Consider the following 24,935-nt stretch of genomic DNA (forward strand, 5'->3'; position numbering starts at 1 on the left):
TTGGCCGACTGAACCGCCGCGCCGAGTTTCTTCGCCGCATCGGCCGGGTCGGCTTTCGGGTCGTTGATGTAGTTGGTGACTACGTCAAAGAACGCGCCCTGCACGGCCAGCGTGGTCGCCATGTTGTGCGCCATGCTTGGTTGCAGGCCGCCGGACTTGGCGTCCGCCAGGAAGTCTTTGGCAGCGGTCTGCGCGCAGGAATCGAAGCCGAGCTTGTCCATGTTGTTCAACATGTCGTTGCGCACCGGGATCGAGCCTTTGTTGATGCTGAAGACTTTCTGGAAGTTCTCACCCAGCACGACTTTGGCGATGTCCTGCTGACCGGCCGCAGTGCCTGCGTCCTTCTGCTTGAACACGGCCAGCGAGTCGATGTTGTAGGTGAACGCCTTGTCGGTGCCCGGGAACGCTACGCACTCGTAGTCCTTGCCGGCGACTTTCTTGGCGGCGGTCCATTCGGACTTGGCCCAGTCACCCATGATCTGCATGCCGGCCTTGCCGTTGATGACCTTGGCCGCTTCGAGGTTCCAGTCCTGGCCTTTGCCGTCCGCGTCCATGTAGGTCGCGACTTTCTTCAGCTCGGTGAGCGCCTTGACCATTTCCGGGCCGGTCAGCGCTTTGTTGTCGAGATCGACCAGGGCTTTCTTGTAGCCATCCACGCCCATGACCGAGAGCACCACGGCTTCGAACACGGTGCTGTCCTGCCAAGGCTGACCGCCGTGGGCGAGCGGGATGAAGCCAGCGGCTTTCAGCTTGTCGCCGGCTGCGTAGAACTCTTCGAGGGTGGTTGGATTCTTGGTGATGCCGGCTTTCTTGAAGACTTCCGGATTGATCCACAGCCAGTTCACGCGGTGAATGTTCACCGGCACGGCCACATAATCACCGTCGTACTTCACGGTATCGGAGACTTTCTTGTCGAGCAGGCTGTCCCACTTTTCCGACTTGGCGACGTCTTTCAAAACGTCGGTGTCGAGCAGACCGGTCGACGCCCATTCCTGGATGTCTGGGCCTTTGATCTGCGCTACGCCTGGCGGGTTACCGGCGACGGCGCGGCTTTTCAGCACGGTCATGGCAGTCGCACCGCCACCACCGGCGACAGCACCGTCCTTCCAGGTGAAACCGTCTTTTTCGACTTGGGCCTTGAGCACATCGACAGCGGCTTTTTCGCCACCGGAAGTCCACCAGTGCACGACTTCCACCGAACCTTTGGATTCGGCAGCGGAGACACTGAGCGGCAGGATTGCGAGCGGGAACAGGGAGGCGACAGAAATGACAGTAGCGAGGCGAGAAATCGCATTCATTCGAGATGTACCTTTCTTGTTGTTATGCATTGCAAGTCTGGTGCTTGCGCTGCACGGAGTTTAAACAGAGCGTTTCGCTTCGCAGGTAACGAAGGGACGCGTAAATGTCACGACATGGTTACACAGCAACAGGCCGGGACGACTGCGCCAAAGCCGTGGCCATGCTTGGCGCCAGCGGCAATCGCGGAATCAGCACAGCCTGCCAGGCGTGATACAGATCGGGCTTGCCCGGCCAGATATCGGCACTCGGCACATTCTGCGGATTGAGTTCGTGGTGCCAACTGCCGTTGCAGCGGTCGATGAAATTGGTCTCGCAGAACTCCCAGAACAGTCTGTACCAGGCTTCGTATTGCCCGTCGCCGGTGCGTTTGAGCAAGGCACTGGCGGCGGCGCTGGCTTCGGCATGCGTCCAGTGCAGACGATGGCGAACGACAGCCTGGTTATCCCAGTCGAGGGTGTAGACGATGCCCGGCGCGCCATCGACATTCCAGCCGTGCCGGCAATTGTTTTCGAAGAGTTTTTGCGCATCAGTCGCCAGCCAGCCCGGCGTAAGCATGCCGGCCTGTACCCGTGCGGCTTCAAGGTGCAGGAGCAAGCGCGCCCATTCGAAACCATGGCCCGGCGTGGTGCCGTAAGGACGGAAACCGTCAGCCGGATTGTCGTGGTTGTATTCGCGCAGCGGCTGCCAGTCGCGATCGAAGTGTTCGATGACCATGTAATCGTTGGCCGCAGCGTGGCCATGGATCACCCGCTCGACGATGCGCTGGGCGCGCACCAGCCAGCGCGGATCTTCGGTGACATCAGCCAGCGCGAGGAATGCTTCGGTCGCGTGCATGTTGCTGTTGGCGCCGCGATAGGCTTCTTCTTCGCTCCAGTCGCGATTGAAGAATTCGCGCATGGCGCCCTCTTCTTCGCTCCAGAAATAAGTGTCGATGATGTCGATCGCGTCATCGAGCAAGGCTTGAGCGCCGGGCCGTTGTGCGACCACGGCGGAGCTGGCGGCGAGTGCGACAAAGGCATGCAGATAGGCGTTCTTGCCGGTGTTGTCGTCGCGGTGTTCGGCCACCGCAAACCAGCCGCCATGCAACGCATCACGCAGTGGCCCGCGCAACGCGGCGATACCGTGATCGACCAGCTCGGCAAACCCCGGCAGGCCCTGAATGTGCGCCATGGCGAAGCTGTGGGTCATGCGCGCGGTGTTCATGGTCTCGGCTTGCGCGTGCGCCGGCAAACGGCCGCGCTCGTCGAGGTTGCCGAAGCCTTCGGGCAGTCGTGATGCCTTGGCGAAATCCAGCAGACGCAGGCCTTCGGCGGCGAGCCATTGCTGGTGGGCAGGGGCGTTCAGCCAACTGCTGAAGTCTGGGTGAAAGGTGTCCATGGTGTGACCCTTTTTTGTTGTTAGGACTGCGGGCAGTCTAAACAACGGGCCGGGGCGGGCTTGTAACGAAGGGGACGGTATTTGTCACTAGCTCGTGACAAAAAAGAAGAGCAAAAGCACCCTCACCCCAACCCTCTCCCGGAGGGAGAGGGGGCCGACCGAGGTGTCTTGCGTCCTCTGTCGACCTGAAAAATATTGGCGATTATGGATTCACCACCGCATTTACAGGTCAGCGCAGCTCAGCAGCATCCCCCAATCGGTCCCCTCTCCCTCTGGGCGGTCCGACGTTTCGGGAGGGCTAGGGTGAGGGGCTTTTCGGGGCTAATCCACAGACCGAGGCAACTGCAACGTCACCCGCAACCCGCCCTCACGCAGGTTCTGCAACGTCACCTCGCCGCCATGGCTATGCGCAATGTTGCGCGCAATTCCAAGGCCCAAGCCATAACCCTGCTGCTGCCCCGCCAAACGGAAGTGCGGCTCGAACACTTGCTCCAGCCGCTGCTGCGGCACACCCGGCCCTTCATCATCGACATGCAGAACAAAGGCGCTGTCATCGTCATCGATGTGCAGATGCGCGTTCTGCCCGTACTTCAAGGCGTTGTCGATCAGGTTGCCGATGCAGCGCTTGAGCGCCAGTGGTTTGCCCGGGTATGCCGACAGCGCGCGGCCATGCTGAGTGACGCGGCCATTGCCGTTCGGCGCCAGATACGGCTCGACCAGGCAATCGAGGACATGATTGAGATCCACCGGCTCGATGTTCTCGTGGATGTCGGTGTCTTTCACGCATTGCAGAGCGCCTTTGACCAGCAGCTCCAGCTCATCCAGATCGCGGCCGAACTTGGCTTGCAGCTGTTCGTCCTCGAGCAGCTCGACGCGCAAACGCAAACGAGTGATCGGCGTGCGCAAGTCGTGGGAAATCGCGCTGAACAACTGGCTGCGTTCGGTCAGGTAGCGGCTGATGCGTTCGCGCATGGTGTTGAACGCGCGACCGACTTCGACCACTTCACTGCCACCGCCCTCCGCCACCGGCTCGACGTCGGCACCCAGCGACAGATCCCGCGCTGCCCGCGCCAGACGCTTGAGCGGCCGGCTCTGCCAGTGCACCAGCAGGCCGATGAACAACAGCAAAAAGCCGCTGGTGAGGACGATAAACCACACCTGCTGCGCCGGCAGGCCTTGCTCTTCGAGACTGGTGTACGGCTCCGGCAGCAACGAGGCGATGTACAGCCATTCGCCCGGAGCCATTTGAATCTGCGTGACCAGCACCGGCGGATTCACCGGCTCCAGGGTCAGCGCGTAATGCGCCCAGGAGCGTGGCAATTCATCAAGTTTCAGCCCGGCGTTGAAAATCCGCAGGTCTTCGGGGCTGACGAAGGTCACCGAAATATCCGTGTCATGGCCCAGAGACTGGCGCAGCACTTCGTCCACCGCTTGCATCACCGCAGCCTTGCGCGGCGTCACCGGCAGCACGTCCATGCCCAGCGGCTTGTCATTGAGGGTCACGACAAACCGGGTGCCGCCCATGCTGCGCAACTGATCGAGCACCAGCGGTCGGTAGGCCACCGGCAGGGAACGGAAATAGCTGACGCTGGCAGTCATCGAATGCGCCAGGCTGCGGGCGCTGGTGACCAGGCCTTCGAGCTGGGTGGCGCGCAGTTGCGACACCCAGATCACGCTCGACAGCGTCTGCGCGAACAGCACCGCCAGCAGAGTCAGCAGCAGCATCCGCCCGAGCAGTGAGCGCGGCACCGGTATGCGGTTGGCAAATTTGCGTAGCGACTCAGTGAGCATTGCCGGCAACCACATTGGCTGCCAACTGATAACCGCTGCCGCGCACCGTGCGGATCAGCCGTGGCGGTTTTTCGGTGTCGCGCAGGCGTTGGCGCAAACGACTGACGGCCATGTCGACGATGCGATCGAGCGGCATCAGATCGCGGCCACGGGTGGCGTTGCCGATGGTGTCGCGGTCGAGGATTTGCTGCGGATGATCGAGGAACAGTTTCAGCAGGGCGAAATCGGCACCGGAGAGGATCACTTCCTCGCCGTCGGTGTGGAACAGCCGATGGCTGACCGTGTCCAGGCGCCAGTCGTCGAAGACCAGCACTTCGCTGCCGCTGCGTTCGTGGGCGAATTGCGCGCGACGCAGCAGGGCCTTGATCCGCGCTTGCAGTTCGCGCGGGCTGAACGGTTTGCCGAGGTAATCGTCGGCGCCGAGCTCCAGACCGATCACCCGGTCGGCTTCGTCGGAACTGGCAGTCAGCATGATGATTGGCACCTGTGCCTGACGCGGGTGCTGGCGTACCCAACGGCACAGGCTGAAGCCGTCTTCGTCGGGCAGCATGACATCGAGGATCACCAGATCGCTCGGCGCCTCGTTGAGCGCCTGACGAAAACCGGCACCATCGGCGGTGGCCCTCACCTGAAACCCGGCGCGGGTCAGGTAGGTTTCCAGCAACTCGCGTATTTCCTGGTCGTCATCGACCAACAATATCGACTTGTTGACTGAGCTCACTTCGAAGGCATCCTTGTTGTTGGAGTTGGGGCGGATTATGCCTTAAGCATCAAACTAACAAACACTACAGAAACCCTTGTGGGAGCGAGCCTGCTCGCGAATCGGTTTTAACATTCAACAGATCTGTTGACTGACACACCGCTTTCGCGAGCAGGCTCGCTCCCACAATTGGATTGCATTTCAGGTCGGGATTGATTGGTCCAGGGCCACACCGGCACCAACGAGGCCGGAATACGGCGCGGTCACCAGCCAGACCGGGATGCCTTTGAAGTAATCGCTCATGCAGCCCTTGTCGGCGAAGCAGCGGGCGAAGCCGCTGGCGAGGAAGAAATCGGCGAAGCGTGGAATCACTCCGCCAACGATGAACACGCCACCGCGCGCGCCGGTGGTGAGCACGTTGTTGCCGGCAACGCGACCCAGCCAGCAGCAGAATTGCTCGAGCACTTCCAAAGCAATCGGATCACCGGCCAGACCGGCGGCGGTGATCGCTTCCGGCGTCTCAAGCTTCGGCTCATGGCCATCCACCGCGCAGATCGCCCGGTACAGCCGCGGCAGGCCGCCGCCGCTCAACGCGGTTTCCGCGCTGACATGGCCGATCTCGTTGTAGATGTGTTGCCACAGTTGCGTTTCGCGCGGACTGCTCAGCGGCAGGTCGACGTGGCCGCCCTCGCCCGGCAACGCCGCGAAGCGGCCTTCACCGAGATCGAGCAAGGTGCCGACACCCAGGCCAGTGCCCGGGCCGATCACCACCGCCGGGCGCAACGGCTCCGGCGTGCCTTCGCAAACCACGCGGAATTCGCCGGGCTGCAAGCGGGTCATGCCCAGCGCCATCGCCGAGAAGTCGTTGGTCAGCAACAACTGCTCGACCTGCAAGGTCTTGCAGAACGCGCTGCGGCTGAGCCGCCAGTGATTGTTGGTGAACTTGAATTCATCGCCGCTCACCGGACCTGCCACCGACAGGCACACCGAGCCGATCGAGCCCGGCGCCAGACCGAGCCCGCTCAGGTACAAGGCGATTGCCTCTTCCGGGCTGGCAAAGTCGGCCGTGGCCAGCACCTGAACCGATTGCAGTTGCTGGTTTTGCCACAACGCGAACCGCGCGTTGGTGCCTCCGATGTCACCGACCAAAGCCAGTTTCAATTAAGCGTCTCCAGGGCAGAAGTGAAGGCGCTGGCGCCCTGCTCCGCCGAGCTGAAGGCCATGCGCATGAAGCCAAACAGCTCGCGGCCGCTGCCAATGTTGTTGCCCAACAGGCCCTTGGCGGGTTCGCGCGCTGCAAATTCGGCGGCGTCGACCTTCAGTTCCAAGGTGCCTTTGACGCCATCGACGCGGATGATATCGCCCTCTTGCACGCGCGCCAAAGCGCCACCGACATAAGCTTCCGGGCTGACGTGAATCGCTGCGGGGATTTTCCCCGACGCGCCGGACATGCGCCCGTCAGTCACTAGCGCCACTTTGAAGCCGCGATCCTGCAATACGCCGAGGAACGGCGTCATCTTGTGCAGCTCCGGCATGCCGTTGGAACGTGGGCCCTGGAAGCGCATCACCGCGACGAAATCCTTCTCCAGCAGACCGGCCTTGAATGCGTCCGCCAGGTCCTGCTGATCCTGGAACACCATCGCCGGTGCTTCGACGATCTGGTTCTCCAGCGCAACGGCGGAAACCTTCATCACCCCGCGACCGAGATTGCCTTCCATCACCCGCAAGCCGCCCTCTTGCGAGAACGCACGGGACACCGGACGCAGGATGTTTTCGTCGAGGCTGTCGGTCGGCCCTTCGCGCCAGACCAGCTCACCGTTATCGAGGAACGGCTCTTTGGTGTACTGGCTCAGGCCATGGCCGAGCACAGTGTTGACGTCTTCATGCAGCAGGCCGGCGCCGAGCAGTTCGCGGATCAGGAACGACATGCCGCCCGCTGCCTGGAAGTGGTTGATGTCGGCTTTGCCGTTCGGGTAGACGTGGCTCAGGGTCGGCACGACTTCGGAGAGGTCGGCCATGTCCTGCCAGGTCAGTTGAATGCCAGCGGCCATGGCGATGGCCGGCATGTGCAGGGTGTGGTTGGTCGAGCCGCCGGTGGCGTGCAAGGCAACGATGGAGTTGACCAGCGCCTTCTCGTCGACGATTTCGCCGATCGGCATGAAGTTGCCGTTCTGCTTGGTCAGGCGCGTGACCTGATGCGCGGCTTCGCGGGTCAGGGCGTCGCGCAGTGGTGTGTTCGGGTTGACGAAAGAGGCGCCCGGCAGGTGCAGGCCCATGACTTCCATCAGCAACTGGTTGGTGTTGGCGGTGCCGTAGAAGGTGCAGGTGCCCGGGCTGTGGTAGGACTTCATCTCCGATTCCAGCAGCTCTTCGCGGGTGGCCTTGCCTTCGGCGTACTTCTGGCGGACGTCGGCTTTTTCCTTGTTGGAAATCCCCGAAACCATCGGCCCGCCCGGGACGAAGATCGTTGGCAGATGACCGAAACGCAGCGAACCCATCATCAGGCCCGGGACGATCTTGTCGCAGATGCCGAGCATCAGCGCGCCGTCGAACATGTTGTGCGACAGCGCCACGGCGGTGGACATGGCGATGACTTCGCGGCTCGGCAGGCTCAGTTCCATGCCCGGCTCGCCCTGGGTCACGCCGTCGCACATCGCCGGAGTGCCGCCGGCGAACTGGCCGACCGAGCCGATTTCGCGCAAGGCGTTCTTGATCTGTTGTGGAAAGACTTCGTACGGCTGGTGCGCCGAAAGCATGTCGTTATACGAAGACACAATGGCGATGTTCGCCGAGTTCATCATCCGCAGGCTGTGCTTGTCTTCAGTGCCGCAACCGGCCACGCCGTGGGCGAAGTTGGCGCATTGCAGCTTGCCGCGCATCGGGCCGTCGGTGGCGGCGCCGCGAATCAATGCAAGGTAAGCCTGACGCGTGGCGCGGCTGCGGGCGATAAGCCGTTCGGTGACCTCAAGAACGCGGGGATGCATGTGTAGAACTCCAGGCTAACGGATGTGGCGACCTGATTGTCTATGCTGATCAAAAGCCGTTGTTGTTGGAATGACAGACGGCTTTTTTGACCATTCGGACCAGTTGATTCAGGTCACTCGTTGTAGATAAAACAAAATATTGCCACTAAAAAGGCTTGTTTTCTATTTTTATGCGAATAATCTTGTAATTCCAACAACAAAACGACGGCGGCGCTGTTCCATGACTCTTCGAATTGCAATCAATGGTTTCGGCCGCATCGGCCGTAATGTCCTGCGCGCACTGTATACCCAAGGCTATCGTCAAGACCTGCAGATCGTCGCGATCAACGATCTGGGTGACAGTTCGATCAATGCCCATCTGCTCAAATACGACACCGTCCACGGCACTTTCGACGCCGAAGTGGCGCACGATAACGAAAGCCTGACGGTCAATGGCGACCGCATCGCCGTCAGCGCCATTCGCAACCCGGCCGACCTGCCGTGGGCCGCTGAAAAAATCGACGTAGTGTTCGAATGCACCGGTCTGTTCACCGACCGTGCCAAAGCCGCCGCGCATATCAGCGCCGGCGCCCGCAAGGTGATCATTTCTGCCCCGGCCAAAGGCGCCGACGCCACCGTCGTTTATGGCGTCAACCACGACATTCTGCGTCAGTCGCACCAGATCATTTCCAACGCTTCGTGCACCACCAACTGCCTCGCGCCAGTGGCGCAGGTGCTGCATCGCGAGTTGGGCATCGAAAGCGGCCTGATGACCACCATCCACGCCTACACCAACGACCAGAACCTCACCGACGTTTATCACAGCGACCCGTACCGTGCCCGCTCGGCCACGCAGAACATGATCCCGAGCAAGACCGGCGCAGCCGAAGCGGTAGGCCTGGTGCTGCCGGAACTGGCGGGCAAACTGACCGGCATGGCTGTGCGCGTACCGGTGATCAATGTGTCGCTGGTCGACCTCACCGTGCAACTGAAGAAAGAGGCCAGTGCCGACGAAGTCAACGCCCTGCTGAAAGCGGCGAGCCAGCATTCGAAGATTCTCGGTTACAACACCTTGCCGCTGGTTTCCAGCGACTTCAACCACAACCCGCTGTCGTCGATCTTCGACGCCAACCACACCAAAGTCAGTGGCAAGTTGCTGAAAGTGCTGGCCTGGTACGACAACGAATGGGGCTTCTCCAACCGCATGCTGGATAACTGCCTGGCGTTGTGTAACGCCGAATAGTCCCGGCCGGCCCCCCATCCCTGTGGGAGCGAGCCTGCTCGCGAAAGCTATCTGTCAGTCAATATGGAGCTGACTGACACGACGCCTTCGCGAGCAGGCTCGCTCCCACAGGAGATCCGATTTCAATTTGAAATCAGCACTTGACCATTCAGCTGGATGATAAGCATTATCATTCGCTCGAAATGGATCAGGTCCTCCCGTGAGTCAATCGCGCTTCAACCACGTCTTCCTCGCCCAGCGCACTTCCCTGCTGCGCACGCTGGAACGGATGGTCAACAATCACAGCACCGCTGAAGACCTGTTGCAGGAGACCTACCTGCGCGTGACCCGGGCGTTGAGCGAACGGGCCATCGACCACCTTGAACCCTTTGTCTTCCAGACCGCGCGCAATCTGGCGCTGGACCATTTGCGTGCGCGCAAGATTCATGCGCGGACCATGGTCGATGACGTGCCTCAGGACGTAGTACAGAGCATCGCCGCGCCGGCCAGCAGCGCCGAAGACGCCGCCCATGCCGAACAATTGCTGGAGCGTTTGAACGTGAGCCTCAGCCAACTCAGCCCGCGCCAGCAGCAGATCTTCATCCTCAGCCGTTTGCACGGGCACAGCTATCAGGAAATCGCTGATGAACTTGATGTTTCGCTGAGCACCGTGCAGAAGGAACTGAAACTGATCATGTCGATCTGCATCGGCGTTGCCGAACGACATAACGGCAGCGGCAAGTTTTGAGCTGCAAGCTACAAGCAAAAACAAAAAGCAGTATTGCATCCGGCTTGCAGCTTGCAGCTTGAAGCTAGAAACTGCTTCGCCAGAAGCCTTGCTTCGCCAGAAGCCCTGAGGAACCACCGTGACGGACACCCACCGCTCGCCTTCGCCCGATTCGGCGCGGGACGCTGCAGCTGCAATGGACCAGGCGCTGGACTGGCTCATCGTGCTCGGCAGCCCGGATGAGGAACAGACCCGGCAATTTCATGCCTGGCTGGCGGCTGATCCGTTGAATGCCGAGGCGTTCGCCAAGGCCCAAGCCATCTGGGATGGCCCGCAAGTCGCACTGTGCGCCGAAGCCCTGGCGGCAAAACCGGTAAAAATCACTTTTCTCAAACGCTTGCGCCCGCACTGGAAACCGCTGGCTACCGCTGCGGTGCTGATCCTCGGGCTGTTCAGTTTCAGCAACCTGCCGATGCGCATTCAAGCGGATCACCTCACCGTGGTTGGCGAGCGTCAGCGGCTGCAACTGGAGGACGGCTCGAAGGTCCTGCTCAATACCAACTCGGCGTTTTCCAGCACCATCAACGATCAACAGCGCGTGGCGCGGCTGTTTCAGGGCGAGGCGTTTTTCGAGATCGCCAGCGGGCGCAATCAGCCGCTGGAGATCGACGCAGGTCCGGTAACGGCCAGCGTCCACGACACCGCATTCGCCGTGCGCTACCTCGACGGGGTCGCGCAAGTGAATGTGCAACGTGGCGATGTCGATCTGCGCGCCACCCACAACGATGCCCGGGTGCGCCTGCGTGCCGGGGAAAGCATTCGCATCGGCCCCAACGGATTTGATCGCCCTGCCAAGCTCGACGCCAATGCCGATCTGGCCTGGGTTGAAGGCCGTCTGGTGTTCGAGAACTGCCCGCTGAATCAGGTGCTGGCCGAGCTGCGCCGCTACTATCCGGGCTGGATCATCAACAACAACGAGCAATTGGCCGACGTCGCCGTCACCGGCAATTACCGTCTCGACCAGCCGCTCGACGTGGTCCGCTCTCTCGCCCACATCACCTCGGCGCGCCTGCAGGAATTCCCTGCGCTGGTGATTCTGAACTGAATGAGAATTATTTTTACTCGATAGCCAACGACAGTACGTCTCGTTATAGCCAATGCAATTGATTCGCATCTAACCATGCCGATCAGCACCTATAAAGATTCGTGCGACACGGAGCGCTATCGATGTCCTCACGCCTTACCCGCCAGACTGCTTCCCCTTCCCGCGTACTGTCGCTGCTGACTGCGGCCATCCTCATGGCTGGCACCGCACCGCTGCTGGCGGCCGCCGAGCAACCGACGCGCAACATGGGCGATTACGCGTTCGCCATCGGCCAGCAACCACTGGTTTCGGCATTGAATGCCTTTACCGCCGTGACCGGTTGGCAGGTCGGCCTGCCGGCCGAGTTGGGGCAGAACGTCTCGTCGCCGGGCGTGCGCGGTTCGCTGCCGCCGGAAAAAGCCCTCGAGCGCCTGTTGGTGGGGACCAACCTGAGCTTTCGCAAACTGAGCAACAACAATGTCGTGCTGGAAAAACGCAACAGCAGCGGCACGCTCAATCTCGATCAGGTGACCATCAGCGCCACTCGCCAGGAACAGTCGGTCAACAGCGTGCCCTCGACGGTCAGCGTGCATGATCGCCAAGAGCTTGACCGCAACAACGTCAATACCATCAAGGATCTGGTGCGCTACGAACCGGGCGTTTCCGTTGGCGGTGCCGGTCAGCGCGGCGGCATCAGTGGCTACAACATTCGCGGTATCGACGGCGACCGCATCCTGACCCAGGTCGATGGCGTGGAGATTCCCAACGGTTTCTTCAACGGCCCCTACGCCAAGAGCCAGCGCAACTATGTCGACCCGGAAATCGTCAAACGCGTGGAAATCCTCCGTGGCCCGGCCTCGGTGCTGTACGGCAGCAACGCCATCGGCGGCGCGGTCAGCTATTACACGCTGGACGCCGACGACATCATCAAACCGGGCAAGGACGTCGGCGCGCGCCTGAAAAGCGGTTACAGCTCCGCTGATGACAGCTGGCTGAAGTCCGCCACCGTCGCCGGGCGCAGCGGTGAGTTCGACGGCTTGCTGCATTACAGCCAGCGCGACGGACACGAAACCGAGTCCTTCGGCGGCAACAATGGCACCGGCCTTGCGCGCACCGCCGCCAACCCGGAAGACGTGCGCGCGACCAACGTCCTGGCCAAGCTCGGCTGGAACTACAACGACGACTCGCGCCTGGGCCTGACCTACGAAAAGTACAAGGACGATCGCGACACCGACCAGAAAAGTGCCTACGGCGGCCCGTATTTCAACGGCGCGCCGACCATTCCGAGCAGCGTCCTGCCCGGCGGCATGTATCAGTGGCGCACCGGCAACGACACCATCACCCGCGAGCGTTTCGGTATCGAACACTCGTTCGCCCTCGACAGCCTGCTCGCCGATAACGTCAAGTGGAGCCTCAATCACCAGATCGCCAAGACCGACCAGAGCACCGAAGAGTTGTACTACCCGATCACTCGTAAAGTGCTGCGTACCCGCGACACGATCTACGAAGAAAAACAGTGGGTGTTCGACGCCCAACTGGACAAGGCTTTCGCCATCGGTGACACCGATCACCTGCTGACTTACGGCACCACTATCAAACAGCAGAAAGTCACCGGTTCACGCAGCGGCGACGGCACCTGCGTGGCCGTCGGTCGCGGCTGCACGGCGATTGGCGCGACCAGTGCGGCGGACGTGCTGGCCAAGGCCTCTGATTTCCCCGATCCGACCATCAATACCTACAGCCTGTTCGCCCAGGATCAGATCAGCTGGAACGACTGGACCTTCCTGCCGGGCCTGCGCTACGACTACACCCAGCTCAAGCCGCACATCACCGAGGAATTCCTCAACACCGTGAATGCCGACGGCCAGGGCACGGTCAGCGACAAGAACAAGACCTGGCACAAAGTCTCGCCAAAATTCGGCCTGACCTATGCACTGACGGACAACTACACCTGGTACGGCCAGTACGCCGAAGGCTTCCGCACGCCCACGGCAAAATCGCTGTACGGGCGTTTCGAGAACAACACCACCGGCTACACCGTGGCGCCCAACTCCGACCTTGAGCCGGAAAAAAGCAAAGGTTTCGAAACCGGCCTGCGCGGGAATTTCGAGCAGGGTTCGTTCGACGTCGCGGTGTTCTATAACAAGTACCGCGACTTCATCAACGAGGACGCGGTCAAGCCGGGCGACGATCAGTTGACCTTCCAGAGCAACAACATCAAGCGCGCCACCATCAAGGGTGCGGAAGTCAAAGGTCGCTTGAACCTGGATGCGTTCGGCGCGCCGCAAGGCCTGTATACCCAAGGCTCGATCGCCTACGCCTACGGTCGCAACAACGATAGCGGCGAGCCGATCAACAGCGTCAACCCGCTCACCGGCGTGTTCGGTCTCGGTTACGACCAGGACAACTATGGCGGTCTGCTGAGCTGGACCGTGGTGAAGAAAAAGGACCGCGTCGACGACAGCAATTTCAAATCGCCGGACGGCGTCAGCAGTCAGTTCAAGACCCCGGGCTTCGGCATTCTCGATCTGGCCGGCTATTACAAGGTGACCGACGACGTCACCGTCAGCGGCGGCGTCTACAACCTGACCGACAAGAAGTATTGGCTGTGGGATGACGTGCGCGGTTACGACAGCGTCGGCGAAGCCTCGGTGACGCAACCGGCCAACCTCGATCGGCTGACCCAACCGGGACGCAACTTCGCGATCAACCTGATCTGGGACATCTGATCCGCCCGGCCTCACTGCGCGTGTTCGCGCTGCGCAGTGAGGTTTTTTTACTGTCCGGCGCCCGCCCGTACGTCTTGTTATCAAGCGCCTCATTTATCAAGGACACCCCATGACTGCCCCGGAAAAATCCCTGCGTTCGCAACGCTTGAACCAGATCACCCACGAGCCGCACAGCAAACTCGATGCGCTGGTCAAAGCCCACGCGCCGTTCGAAACCCGCGCCAGCTTCGCCCGTTTCGTCGTCGCGCAATACCTGTTCCAGGCGGAACTGGTCGAGCTGTACAACGATGCCGAACTGACCGCGATCGTCCCGGATCTGCCGGCCCGTTGCCGCGCCGAAGCGGCCAGGGCTGACCTCGCCGACCTCGACACCGAAGTCCCGGCGCCGGTGGCCGGCGCGCTGAAAAACCCGAGCAAGGCGCGGGCGCTGGGCTGGATCTTTGTTTCCGAGGGTTCCAAGCTCGGCGCGGCGTTTCTGATCAAGCGCGCGGTGGCACTGGAGCTGAGCGAAACCTTCGGTGCCCGGCATCTGGCGGAACCGCAAGGTGGCCGCGCCGAGGGCTGGAAAAGCTTTGTGCGCACCCTCGATGCGTTGCCGTTCACGGCGGAGGAAGAGGCGGAAGTTGATCAAGGTGCACTGGATGCGTTCAACCGCTTTACCGTGCTGCTGGAACGGGCTTATGCCATAGAAGCCGCAGTGGCCTGAAGCACCTCTTATCCCTTGTGGGAGCGAGCCTGCTCGCGAAGACGGCAGCACATTCAACATCAATGTGCCTGATCAACCGCTTTCGCGAGCAGGCTCGCTCCCACAGGGCTCACCACAAATCTGTAAGATCCCCGTTCCGCTTCAGAAGCCACCGCTGAGCCCATGCCCACACCCGCCACCTCGAAACTCGCCCGTCTGCTGTTCGGCCTGCTGGCCTATGTCAGCCTCGGCATTGGCCTGATCGCCATCGTCGTGCCCGGTCTGCCGACCACCGAGTTCATCCTCCTCGCCGCGTGGGCCGCGACCCGCAGTTCGCCGCGCTTGAGTGCGTGGCTGGAAAATCATCGCCTGTTCGGGCCGATCCTGAGTAACTGGCGCAACGGCAGGATCATCGCGCGCAAGGCCAAGCTCAGTGCCACCGTCAGCATGCTGCTGTGTGCGACGTTGATGCTGGTGATGCTCGATCACGGCTGGCCGATCTATCTGGCGATTGCCGGCATGGGCCTGGGCAACCTATGGATCTGGTCGCGCCCGGAGACGCCCGTCGCGGTAGTGAAACATCCCTGTAATTAAAGCCTTTTCAGCACTTTCCCCTGCGCAAACGTTTAGCAGCGACCGTCCGTCGGCAAGCGCCTCATGCCGTTTCGCTTTACGCCGATGAGGATTGAATGGCGCTGAATGGATTTGGCAAACCGGGCTCCTGGCCCAGCCACCTGTTTATTCCATTCGCGAGATCGCCCCATGTTCGACTCTCTTTCCATTCGCCTGAAAATCGTCCTGCTCTCCGGCCTGTGCCTGCTCGGAGTGGTGGTGCTGATTGTCAGCATGAACATCTACCAGACCAACCAGAACGACGCGCTGGTCAGTCAATCCAGCAACCAGTTGCTCACCGCCAGCGTGCAGAACCTGCTGCAGGCCAAGGCCGCCGAACAAGCGGTGCGGGTGCAGAAAACCTTTGGTGAAAGCCTGCTGGTGGTCACCGCCCTCGCCGATCAGATCAAGGATCTGCGGACGATGGCCGCCAAGCGTTCACTCGAAGCCGGCGCCGTTCGGGAAGAGTTGAACCAGAGTCTGAAAACCGCTTTCGAGCGCAACGATAAAGTCCTGGGCATCTGGCTGGCCTTCGAACCCAACGGCCTCGACGGCAAGGACAGCGAATTCGCCAACGATGCCGCGCGGCAGTCCAACGAAGCCGGGCGCTTCGCCTCGTACTGGAGCCGTGCCGCCGGCGCCGCGCTGAATACGATCATGGTCGAAGACGACCTGACCAAAACCACCCTCAGCGTCAGCGGCACGCCGTATAACAGTTGGTACACCTGCCCTCGCGACAACAAGCGCACCTGCCTGCTCGACCCGTATGCCGACACCGTCGGTGGCAAGGAAATGCTCATGACGACCATTTCCGTGCCAGTGATGGTCGACGGCAAAGCGATCGGTGTGGTCGGTGTCGACATCGCGCTCGACGCCCTGCAAGCCGCCGCCGTCGACTCGCAGCGCAGCCTGTTCAACAACGCCGGGCACATGCTGATCGTCTCCGGCAGCGGCGTGCTGGCGGCCGACAGTGCCGACGCGACGCGAGTGGGCAAAAAAATCAGCGACACCCTCGGCGCTGACGGCAAGGATGTATTGCAACTGGTCGGCAGCGGCACGGCAAAAATTCTCCAACAGGGCGAGCTGATTCGCGCGGTTTACCCGGTCGATCCGATCGGCAATTCGCGCGCCTGGGGCGTGGTCATCGACCTGCCGGAGCAGGTGCTGCTGGCCGATTCGGTGAAGCTGCAAGCGGTACTGGATGACGCACAACAAACCGGCGTGATCACTGCCCTGCTGGTGGCGGGCGTGGCCGGTCTGGTCGGCCTGCTGCTGATCTGGCTCACCGCCTCCGGCGTCACCCGTCCGATCAACAGCGTCGCCGACATGTTGAAGAACATCGCCAGCGGCGAAGGCGATCTGACCCAGCGCCTGAACTACAGCAAGAAAGATGAACTGGGCGAACTGGTGAACTGGTTCAACCGCTTCCTCGACAAGCTTCAGCCGACCATCGCGCAGATCAAACAGAGCATCACCGAAGCACGTGGCACGGCTGATCAGTCATCGGAAATTGCCCGCCAGACCAGCGAAGGCATGCAGGTGCAATTCCGCGAGATCGATCAGGTCGCCACCGCCTCCAACGAAATGAGCGCCACTGCCCACGACGTCGCCAACAGTGCCTCGAACGCGGCAAACGCGGCCAAGGGTGCCGATCAGTCGGCGAAGGATGGCATGGCGATCATCGAGCGCAGCACCCGCGACATCAATCAGCTGGCCGATGAGGTCAGCAAAGCAGTGACCGAAGTCGAAGCGCTGGCAGTGAACAGCGAGCAGATCGGTTCGGTGCTGGAAGTAATCCGCAGCATCGCCGAACAAACCAACCTGCTGGCCCTCAATGCCGCCATCGAAGCCGCCCGCGCCGGCGAAAGCGGTCGCGGTTTTGCCGTGGTCGCCGACGAGGTGCGCAACCTCGCCAAGCGCACGCAGGATTCGGTGGAAGAAATCCGCATCGTCATCGAGCGCATCCAGACCGGCACCCGTGGCGTGGTCGCGACCATGCACTCGAGCCAGACCCAGGCGCATAACAACGCCGGGCAGATTCGTCAGGCGGTCGATGCGCTGGGCAAGATCAGCGATGCGGTGACGGTGATCAGCGACATGAACCTGCAGATCGCCAGTGCCGCCGAAGAACAGAGCGCCGTGGCCGAAGAGGTCAACCGCAACGTCTCGGCGATCCGCACCGTGACCGAAACCCTGACCGAACAGGCTACCGAATCGGCAGCGATCAGCAGCCAGCTCAACAGCCTGGCGAGCCAGCAGATGAAATTGATGGATCAGTTTCGCGTGTAACAATCCAGCATCGATCGTTCCCACGCTCCGCGTGGGAATGCATCAAGGGACGCTCCGCGTTCCAGCTTTCGATTGGGACGCAGAGCGTCCCGGGCGGCATTCCCACGCGGAGCGTGGGAACGATCCTCAATCCAGCCCGATTATGTTTTGCACTATCATCGCCCTCTCGTTCCGGAGGGCCTTCGATGACTGATCTGCTCACGTCCATCCAAACCGCACTCGACTTGCCTCACACGCCGATCCCCTTCACCGGTGACGGCGCCCTGCCCTCGGCGTTCGCCGTGACCGAGCTGGCCTGCGCCAGCATCGCCGCTGCCGGGCAAGCGCTCAGCGAATTGCTTCACCAGCAAGCCGGGCACTTGCCTGCGGTTGCAGTCGACCGCCGTCTGGCCTCGTTGTGGTTCTCCACCTCGCTGCGCCCGATCGGCTGGCAGGTGCCGCCCTTATGGGATGCGATCGCCGGCGACTATGCGACCCGGGACGGCTGGATCCGTCTGCACACCAACGCCCCGCATCACCGCGCCGCCGCTGAACGCGTGCTCGGTGCCTGCGCCGATCGTGCCGCAATGGCGGCGAAAGTCGCACAGTGGGCGAGCGCGGAGCTTGAGCAGGCGGTGGTCGACGCCAAGGGCTGCGCCGCCGAGATGCGCAGTTGGGCGCAGTGGCAGCAACATCCGCAGGGGCTGGCGGTGAATGCCGAAGCGCTGGTGCACTTCATCGAGCAGACGGACGAGAACCGCAGCCCATGGCAAGGTTCGATCGTACGACCGCTGGCCGGGATCAAGGTGCTCGACCTGACCCGCGTCCTCGCCGGTCCCACCGCCAGCCGCTTCCTCGCTGGACTGGGCGCCAACGTGCTGCGCATCGATCCACCGAGCTGGAACGAACCCGGTGTGGTCCCGGAAATGACCGTGGGCAAACGCTGTGCGCGGCTGGATCTGCAGGCTCCTGCGGATCGCGCAGTGTTCGAAGGTTTATTGCAAGACGCCGACATTCTCCTGCACGGCTACCGCGCCGATGCGCTGGAACATCTCGGGTTTGGTATTGAACGTCGAAGGCAACTGGCACCGGGGCTGATCGACGTCTGCCTCAACGCCTACGGCTGGAGCGGCCCCTGGCAGAACCGCCGGGGCTTCGACAGCCTGGTGCAGATGAGCAGCGGCATCGCCGAGGCCGGACAGCATTGGAAGCACAGCGATAAACCGACGCCGCTGCCGGTGCAGGCGCTGGATCATGCGACCGGGTATCTGATGGCGGCGAGTGCGCTCAGGTTGCTGACTGAACGACTGGCCAACGGTCGCGGGGGCTCGGCGCGGTTGTCGCTGGCGCGTACGGCGAAGCTGTTGGTCGAGCATGGCCCGGGGACGCATGACCTGCTGCGGGCCGAAGATGCACTGGATCAGGATCCGGCGATTGAACACACCGCGTGGGGGCCGGCGCGAAGGTTGCGCGTACCGGTGCAGATCAGCGGGACGGCGGTGCAGTGGAATTGGCCGGCGACGGAGTTGGACTCGCATCCTCCCTGTTGGCCATGAGAAGCCCCTCACCCTAGCCCTCTCCCAGAGGGAGAGGGGACTGATTGGGGGATACTGGAGAGTTACGCCGACGTGAAAGATTTTTGTCGAATCCATAATCGACTCGATCGCTCAGGTCGATGTATAGCGCCAGACACCTCGGTCGGTCCCCTCTCCCTCTGGGAGAGGGCTAGGGTGAGGGGCTGCTTTTCAGATCACAACGACAACACCCCGCTATACAACCCATAAGCTGCCAGCCCCGCCCCGATCACCACGCACGCAAAAATCCCTTTCTCCACCGTGGTGAAAACCGGCTGGCCCTGTTCACGCTTGGCCTTGGCAAACAGAATCACCCCCGGCGCATACAGCAGCGCCGAGAGCAGCAGATACTTCACTCCACCGGCGTACAACAGCCACACCGCGTAAACCAGGGCGATGCCGCCAATCAGCAGATCCTTGGTGCGCTCGGCCGACGCGTGCTCGTAGGTTTCGCCGCGCCCGCTGAGCAGTACCGCGTAGGCCGCTGACCACAGGTACGGCACCAGAATCATCGACGACGCCAGGTAAATCAGACTGGTATAAGTGCCCGCCGAGAACAGCGTGATCAGCAGGAAAATCTGGATCATCGCATTGGTCAGCCACAGCGCGTTGACCGGCACGTGGTTCTTGTTTTCCTTCTTCAGGAACGCCGGCATGGTCTTGTCCTTGGCCGTGGCGAAAAGGATTTCCGCGCAGAGCAAGGCCCAGGACAACAATGCACCGAGCAGGGAAATCGCCAACCCGACGCTGATCAGCAACGCGCCCCACGGCCCGACGATGTGCTCGAGCACCGCCGCCAGTGAAGGGTTCTGCAGATTGGCCAGTTCCGGCTGGCTCATGATCCCCAGCGACAGCACGTTGACCAGCACCAGCAGCGCCAGCACACCGAGAAACCCGATCACCGTGGCGCGGCCGACATCGCTGCGTTTTTCTGCGCGAGCCGAATAGACGCTGGCGCCTTCGATGCCGATGAAGACGAACACGGTGACCAGCATCATGTTGCGCACCTGATCCATCACCCCGCCGAAGTTCGGGTTGCTGCGGCCCCAGATGTCGCGGGTGAAGATGTCAGCCTTGAATGCCACCGCAGCGATGACGATGAACATGATCAGCGGCACGACCTTGGCCACGGTGGTCAGCTGGTTGATCAGCGCTGCCTCCTTGATCCCGCGCATCACCAGAAAATGCACCGCCCACAACAGCACCGAAGCGCAGCCGATGGCGATCGGCGTGTTGCCCTGACCGAACACCGGGAAGAAATAGCCAAGGGTGCTGAACAGCAAGACAAAATAGCCGACGTTGCCCAGCCAGGCACTGATCCAGTAACCCCACGCTGATGAAAATCCCATGTAGTCGCCAAACCCGGCCTTGGCGTAGGCGTAGACGCCCGAGTCCAGCTCCGGCTTGCGATTGGCCAGGGTCTGAAAGACGAACGCCAGCGTCAGCATGCCTATCGCAGTAATGCCCCAACCGATCAGGATCGCCCCTGCATCGGCGCGTGCCGCCATGTTTTGCGGTAATGAGAAAATCCCCCCGCCGATCATCGACCCCACCACCAGCGCGATCAACGCACCAAGGCGCAGCTTTTGCGTCGGTTGCGACATGCAGATCTCCTTGAAAGAGTCGTTGTTGTTTATTTGTAACAACAGCCGACTAAAAGCCTAAGGGTAGATGACGTTTATCAGGTAATGCCGAATCTCGCAGCGTTATATATAGCCGACCACGATAAGGCGTAGCACATTAAGTCAGTTTTGTGCGCCGATCTTGATTATTCGATTCTGTGCTGAAAACAGATGACCGACATTTGCCAATCGCTGAAAAGCAACTAGCGTCATAGTTCGAAAGCATTAATAGCTATTCTCGACTGCCTCAGCGAAACGGCTCTGGAATGGGCCTTTGAGGCTACAGCGTTATGCCCGCAACGGGCGCACAAGTCATTCATTAACAATGGAATGTGACCATGCACTGATCCATGTCAGCTGTTCGAACAGACAACAGTACTAGGCTGTGAGCTCTCCTTTCCTGCAATGGAGTCATGCAAATGTCTGAAGCGCCCGGAAAACTAAGACTCGGTGCACTGGTTGCACTGGTAGTCGGTTCAATGATTGGCGGCGGGATATTTTCGTTGCCACAAAACATGGCCGCCAGCGCCGACGTCGGTGCAGTGCTGATCGGCTGGGCCATCACCGCAGTAGGCATGCTCACCCTCGCTTTCGTCTTTCAGACCCTCGCCAATCGCAAGCCTGACCTGGACGGCGGAGTCTACGCCTACGCCAAGGCCGGATTCGGCGACTACATGGGTTTCTCCTCGGCCTGGGGCTACTGGATCAGCGCCTGGCTGGGCAACGTCGGTTACTTCGTTCTGCTGTTCAGCACCCTCGGCTATTTCTTTCCGATCTTCGGCGAAGGCAATACCCCGGCGGCGGTGATCGGCGCGTCCTTGCTGCTGTGGGGCGTGCATTTCCTGGTGTTGCGCGGGATCAAGGAAGCGGCGTTCATCAACCTGGTGACCACCGTCGCCAAGGTCGTGCCGCTGCTGCTGTTCGTGTTGATCGCAGTCTTCGCGTTCAGACTGGACATCTTCACCGCCGACATCTGGGGCGTGAAGAACCCCGACCTGGGCAGCGTGATGAACCAGGTGCGCAACATGATGCTGGTCACCGTCTGGGTGTTCATCGGCATCGAAGGCGCGAGCATCTTTTCCGCCCGCGCCGAGAAGCGCTCTGACGTCGGCAAGGCCACCGTGATCGGCTTCATCACCGTGCTGCTGTTTCTGGTGCTGGTGAACGTGCTGTCGCTGGGCATCATGACCCAGCCGGAACTGGCGAAATTGCAGAACCCGTCGATGGCCGCCGTGCTCGAGCATGTGGTCGGTCACTGGGGTGCGGTGCTGATCAGCGTCGGCCTGATCATCTCGCTGCTCGGCGCGCTGCTGTCGTGGGTGCTGCTGTGTGCCGAGATCATGTTCGCCGCCGCCAAAGACCACACCATGCCGGAGTTTCTGCGCAAGGAAAACGCCAACCATGTGCCGGTCAACGCCCTGTGGCTGACCAACGCGATGGTGCAGGTGTTCCTGATCATCACCCTGTTCTCGGCCAGCACTTACCTGTCACTGATCTACCTCGCCACCTCGATGATTCTGGTGCCGTACCTGTGGTCGGCGGCCTACGCCCTGCTGCTGGCGGTGCGCGGCGAGAGCTACGAAGGCTTTGCCGCCGAGCGGCGCAAGGATCTGATCATCGGCGGTATCGCCCTGATCTACGCGGTGTGGTTGTTGTACGCCGGCGGGGTCAAGTACCTGCTGCTGTCGGCCCTGCTCTATGCGCCCGGCGCGATCCTGTTCGCCAAGGCCAAGCTGGAACTCAAACAACCGGTTTTCACCAACGTCGAGAAGCTGATTTTCGCCGCAGTGGTCGTGGGCGCCGTGGTGGCGGCCTACGGTCTCTACGATGGCTTCCTGACGCTGTAACCCCTGATTGAATTGTCATCTGGAGGAACACAGAAATGACCACGGAAAAAGTGAAGTACGGCGTCCACTCCGAAGCCGGGAAACTGCGTAAAGTCATGGTTTGCTCCCCAGGTCTGGCCCATCAGCGGCTGACCCCGAACAACTGCGATGAACTGCTGTTCGATGACGTGTTGTGGGTGGCGCAAGCCAAGCGCGACCATTTCGACTTTGTCACCAAGATGCGCGAGCGCGGCATCGACGTGGTGGAAATGCACAACCTGCTGACCGACATCGTCGCCATTCCCGAAGCGCTGGACTGGATTCTTGAGCGCAAGGTGACCGCCGACTCGGTGGGCCTGGGCCTGATCAGCGAAGTGAAATCCTGGCTGAAAAGCCTCGAGCCACGGCACATCGCCGAATTCCTGATTGGCGGCGTGTCGGCCGATGATCTGCCGGACAGCTTCGGTGGCAAGACCATCCAGATGTTCCGCGACTTCCTCGGCCACTCCAGCTTCATCCTGCCGCCGCTGCCCAACACCCAGTTCACCCGCGATACCACCTGCTGGATCTACGGTGGCGTGACGCTGAACCCGATGTACTGGCCGGCGCGCCGTCAGGAAACCCTGCTGACCACCGCCATCTACAAATTCCATCCGCAGTTCACCAATGCCGAATTCGAGATCTGGTACGGCGACCCGGACAAGGATCACGGCAACTCTACCCTTGAGGGCGGCGACGTCATGCCGATCGGCAACGGTGTGGTGCTGATCGGCATGGGCGAGCGTTCATCGCGTCAGGCCATCGGCCAACTGGCGCTGAACCTGTTCAACAACAAAGCAGTGGAAAAAGTCATCGTCGCCGGCCTGCCGAAATCCCGCGCGGCAATGCACCTGGACACCGTGTTCAGCTTCTGCGACCGCGACCTGGTGACGATTTTCCCGGAAGTCGTCAACCAGATCGTCGCCTTCACCCTGCGCCCTGACGAAAGCAAACAGGGCGGCATCGACATCCGCCGCGAAGAAGGCAGCTTCCTCGACACCGTCGCTGCGGCGCTCAACCTGCCGAAACTGCGCGTGGTGGAAACCGGCGGCAACAGCTTCGCCGCCGAACGCGAGCAATGGGACGACGGCAACAACGTGGTCGCGATGGAGCCGGGCGTGGTCATCGGCTACGACCGCAACACCTACACCAACACCCTGCTGCGCAAGGCTGGCGTGGAGGTCATCACCATCAGCGCCGGCGAACTCGGCCGCGGCCGTGGCGGCGGCCACTGCATGACCTGCCCGATCATCCGTGACCCGATCGATTACTAAACGACCGTCCCCCCGGCCGCACCCATCCCGTCGCGGCCGGGCCGATTACCGAATCCAAGGAGAATCATCATGGCGTTTAACATTCACAACCGTAATTTGCTGAGCCTGGAACACCACACCCCTCGCGAATTGCGTTACTTGCTCGACCTGTCTCGCGATCTGAAACGTGCGAAGTACACCGGCACCGAGCAACAGCATCTGAAGGGCAACAACATCGCCCTGATCTTCGAGAAAACTTCGACCCGCACCCGTTGCGCCTTCGAAGTGGCGGCCTATGACCAAGGCGCCAACGTCACTTACATCGACCCGAACTCCTCGCAGATCGGCCACAAGGAAAGCATGAAGGACACCGCCCGCGTGCTCGGGCGCATGTACGACGCCATCGAGTACCGTGGCTTCAAGCAGGAAATCGTCGAAGAGCTGGCCAAGTTCGCCGGCGTGCCGGTGTTCAACGGCCTGACCGATGAATATCACCCGACCCAGATGATCGCCGACGTGCTGACCATGCGTGAGCACGCCGACAAGCCGATCCATGAAATCAGCTACGCCTACCTGGGCGACGCGCGCAACAACATGGGCAACTCGCTGCTGCTGATCGGCGCCAAACTCGGCATGGACGTGCGCATCTGCGCGCCGAAAGCCCTGTGGCCGCTGGACGATCTGGTGGCGCGCTGCAAAAAATACGGTGAGGAAAGCGGCGCACGCATCACCCTCACCGAAGATCCGAAAGAAGCGGTCAAAGGCGTCGACTTCATTCACACCGATGTCTGGGTGTCTATGGGCGAACCGGTGGAAGCCTGGGCCGAGCGTATCCAGCAACTGCTGCCGTATCAGGTCAACGCCGACCTGATGAAAGCCACCGGCAACCCGCGTACCAAGTTCATGCACTGCCTGCCGGCCTTCCACAACAGCGACACCAAGGTCGGCAAACAAATCGCCGAGCAGTATCCGCACCTGAAAAACGGCATCGAAGTGACCGACGACGTGTTCGAGTCGCCAGCCTGCATCGCCTTCGAGCAAGCGGAAAACCGCATGCACACGATCAAGGCGATTCTGGTTTCGACCCTGGCTGATCTCTGACGCCACAGCGCTCCCACAGGGATATCGGTTCCGACAGGGAGATCGAGTCGTTTGCCATTCCTC

18 protein-coding genes are annotated in these 24,935 nt (G+C 61.2%); 11 read left to right on the plus strand and 7 right to left on the minus strand.

The window, feature by feature from the left end:
- The 6 genes from D8U82_RS12960 to edd form a co-directional block, all read right to left on the minus strand.
- Nucleotides 1–1,298: ABC transporter substrate-binding protein (locus tag D8U82_RS12960; protein WP_130902367.1), on the minus strand; the 1,298-nt coding region annotated here is incomplete at its 3' end.
- A gap of 118 nt (nt 1,299–1,416) precedes the next feature.
- Nucleotides 1,417–2,676, minus strand: a complete 1,260-nt coding sequence (locus D8U82_RS12965; RefSeq protein ID WP_130902307.1) for an AGE family epimerase/isomerase — start codon at nt 2,674–2,676, stop codon at nt 1,417–1,419.
- A gap of 321 nt (nt 2,677–2,997) precedes the next feature.
- Nucleotides 2,998–4,467, minus strand: coding sequence for an ATP-binding protein (locus D8U82_RS12970; protein WP_016773530.1), 1,470 nt, complete (start codon nt 4,465–4,467; stop codon nt 2,998–3,000).
- A complete protein-coding gene (locus D8U82_RS12975) occupies nt 4,457–5,188 on the minus strand; it encodes a response regulator transcription factor (RefSeq protein WP_016773529.1) in 732 nt (243 codons plus the stop codon). Before D8U82_RS12975 ends, D8U82_RS12970 begins: the two co-directional genes overlap by 11 nt.
- A gap of 180 nt (nt 5,189–5,368) precedes the next feature.
- Nucleotides 5,369–6,328, minus strand: coding sequence for a glucokinase (locus tag D8U82_RS12980; protein ID WP_130886998.1), 960 nt, complete (start codon nt 6,326–6,328; stop codon nt 5,369–5,371).
- Entirely contained in the window at nt 6,325–8,151 is a 1,827-nt protein-coding gene (edd, locus tag D8U82_RS12985) for a phosphogluconate dehydratase (protein ID WP_016773527.1), read from the minus strand. The genes D8U82_RS12980 and edd overlap by 4 nt, the downstream gene beginning before the upstream one ends.
- Before the next feature lie 220 nt (nt 8,152–8,371).
- Between edd and gap the strand changes: the two genes are divergently transcribed.
- From gap to D8U82_RS13030, 8 genes are all read left to right on the plus strand, one after another.
- Complete coding sequence (gene gap / locus D8U82_RS12990) at nt 8,372–9,373, plus strand: type I glyceraldehyde-3-phosphate dehydrogenase (protein WP_016773526.1); 1,002 nt, start codon at nt 8,372–8,374, stop codon at nt 9,371–9,373.
- Between the two features lie 199 nt (nt 9,374–9,572).
- Complete coding sequence (locus D8U82_RS12995) at nt 9,573–10,100, plus strand: sigma-70 family RNA polymerase sigma factor (protein ID WP_016773525.1); 528 nt, start codon at nt 9,573–9,575, stop codon at nt 10,098–10,100.
- Nucleotides 10,101–10,218: 118 nt separating this feature from the next.
- Nucleotides 10,219–11,184, plus strand: a complete 966-nt coding sequence (locus D8U82_RS13000) for a FecR domain-containing protein (protein ID WP_024014066.1) — start codon at nt 10,219–10,221, stop codon at nt 11,182–11,184.
- Between the two features lie 122 nt (nt 11,185–11,306).
- Complete coding sequence (locus D8U82_RS13005) at nt 11,307–13,892, plus strand: TonB-dependent receptor (protein ID WP_130886996.1); 2,586 nt, start codon at nt 11,307–11,309, stop codon at nt 13,890–13,892.
- A 109-nt stretch (nt 13,893–14,001) separates the two neighbouring features.
- Entirely contained in the window at nt 14,002–14,598 is a 597-nt protein-coding gene (locus D8U82_RS13010; protein ID WP_130886995.1) for a biliverdin-producing heme oxygenase, read from the plus strand.
- Between the two features lie 162 nt (nt 14,599–14,760).
- Nucleotides 14,761–15,171: a YbaN family protein gene (locus D8U82_RS13015; RefSeq protein ID WP_122507696.1), complete on the plus strand. Its 411-nt coding sequence runs from the start codon at nt 14,761–14,763 to the stop codon at nt 15,169–15,171.
- Nucleotides 15,172–15,339: 168 nt separating this feature from the next.
- Entirely contained in the window at nt 15,340–17,478 is a 2,139-nt protein-coding gene (locus tag D8U82_RS13020) for a methyl-accepting chemotaxis protein (RefSeq protein ID WP_125926426.1), read from the plus strand.
- 185 nt (nt 17,479–17,663) lie between these two features.
- Nucleotides 17,664–19,013, plus strand: a complete 1,350-nt coding sequence (locus D8U82_RS13030; protein WP_130886994.1) for a CoA transferase — start codon at nt 17,664–17,666, stop codon at nt 19,011–19,013.
- 194 nt (nt 19,014–19,207) lie between these two features.
- Here D8U82_RS13030 and arcD (D8U82_RS13035) read toward each other — a convergent pair whose 3' ends face one another.
- Nucleotides 19,208–20,635, minus strand: coding sequence for an arginine-ornithine antiporter (arcD, locus tag D8U82_RS13035; protein ID WP_130886993.1), 1,428 nt, complete (start codon nt 20,633–20,635; stop codon nt 19,208–19,210).
- 437 nt (nt 20,636–21,072) lie between these two features.
- Here arcD (D8U82_RS13035) and arcD (D8U82_RS13040) point away from each other — a divergent pair, with 437 nt between their 5' ends.
- The 3 genes from arcD (D8U82_RS13040) to D8U82_RS13050 all read left to right on the plus strand — a co-directional run bounded on the left by arcD (D8U82_RS13040) (nt 21,073) and on the right by D8U82_RS13050 (nt 24,872).
- Complete coding sequence (arcD, locus tag D8U82_RS13040) at nt 21,073–22,500, plus strand: arginine-ornithine antiporter (protein ID WP_016773517.1); 1,428 nt, start codon at nt 21,073–21,075, stop codon at nt 22,498–22,500.
- Nucleotides 22,501–22,535: 35 nt separating this feature from the next.
- Complete coding sequence (gene arcA / locus D8U82_RS13045) at nt 22,536–23,792, plus strand: arginine deiminase (RefSeq protein ID WP_016773516.1); 1,257 nt, start codon at nt 22,536–22,538, stop codon at nt 23,790–23,792.
- Between the two features lie 69 nt (nt 23,793–23,861).
- Nucleotides 23,862–24,872, plus strand: coding sequence for an ornithine carbamoyltransferase (locus tag D8U82_RS13050; protein WP_024014074.1), 1,011 nt, complete (start codon nt 23,862–23,864; stop codon nt 24,870–24,872).
- Nucleotides 24,873–24,935: the final 63 nt, after the last annotated feature.

Origin of the sequence: Pseudomonas sp. Sample_23 (assembly GCF_004307595.1) — a bacterium.
In the GTDB taxonomy this organism is placed as follows: domain Bacteria; phylum Pseudomonadota; class Gammaproteobacteria; order Pseudomonadales; family Pseudomonadaceae; genus Aquipseudomonas; species Aquipseudomonas atacamensis.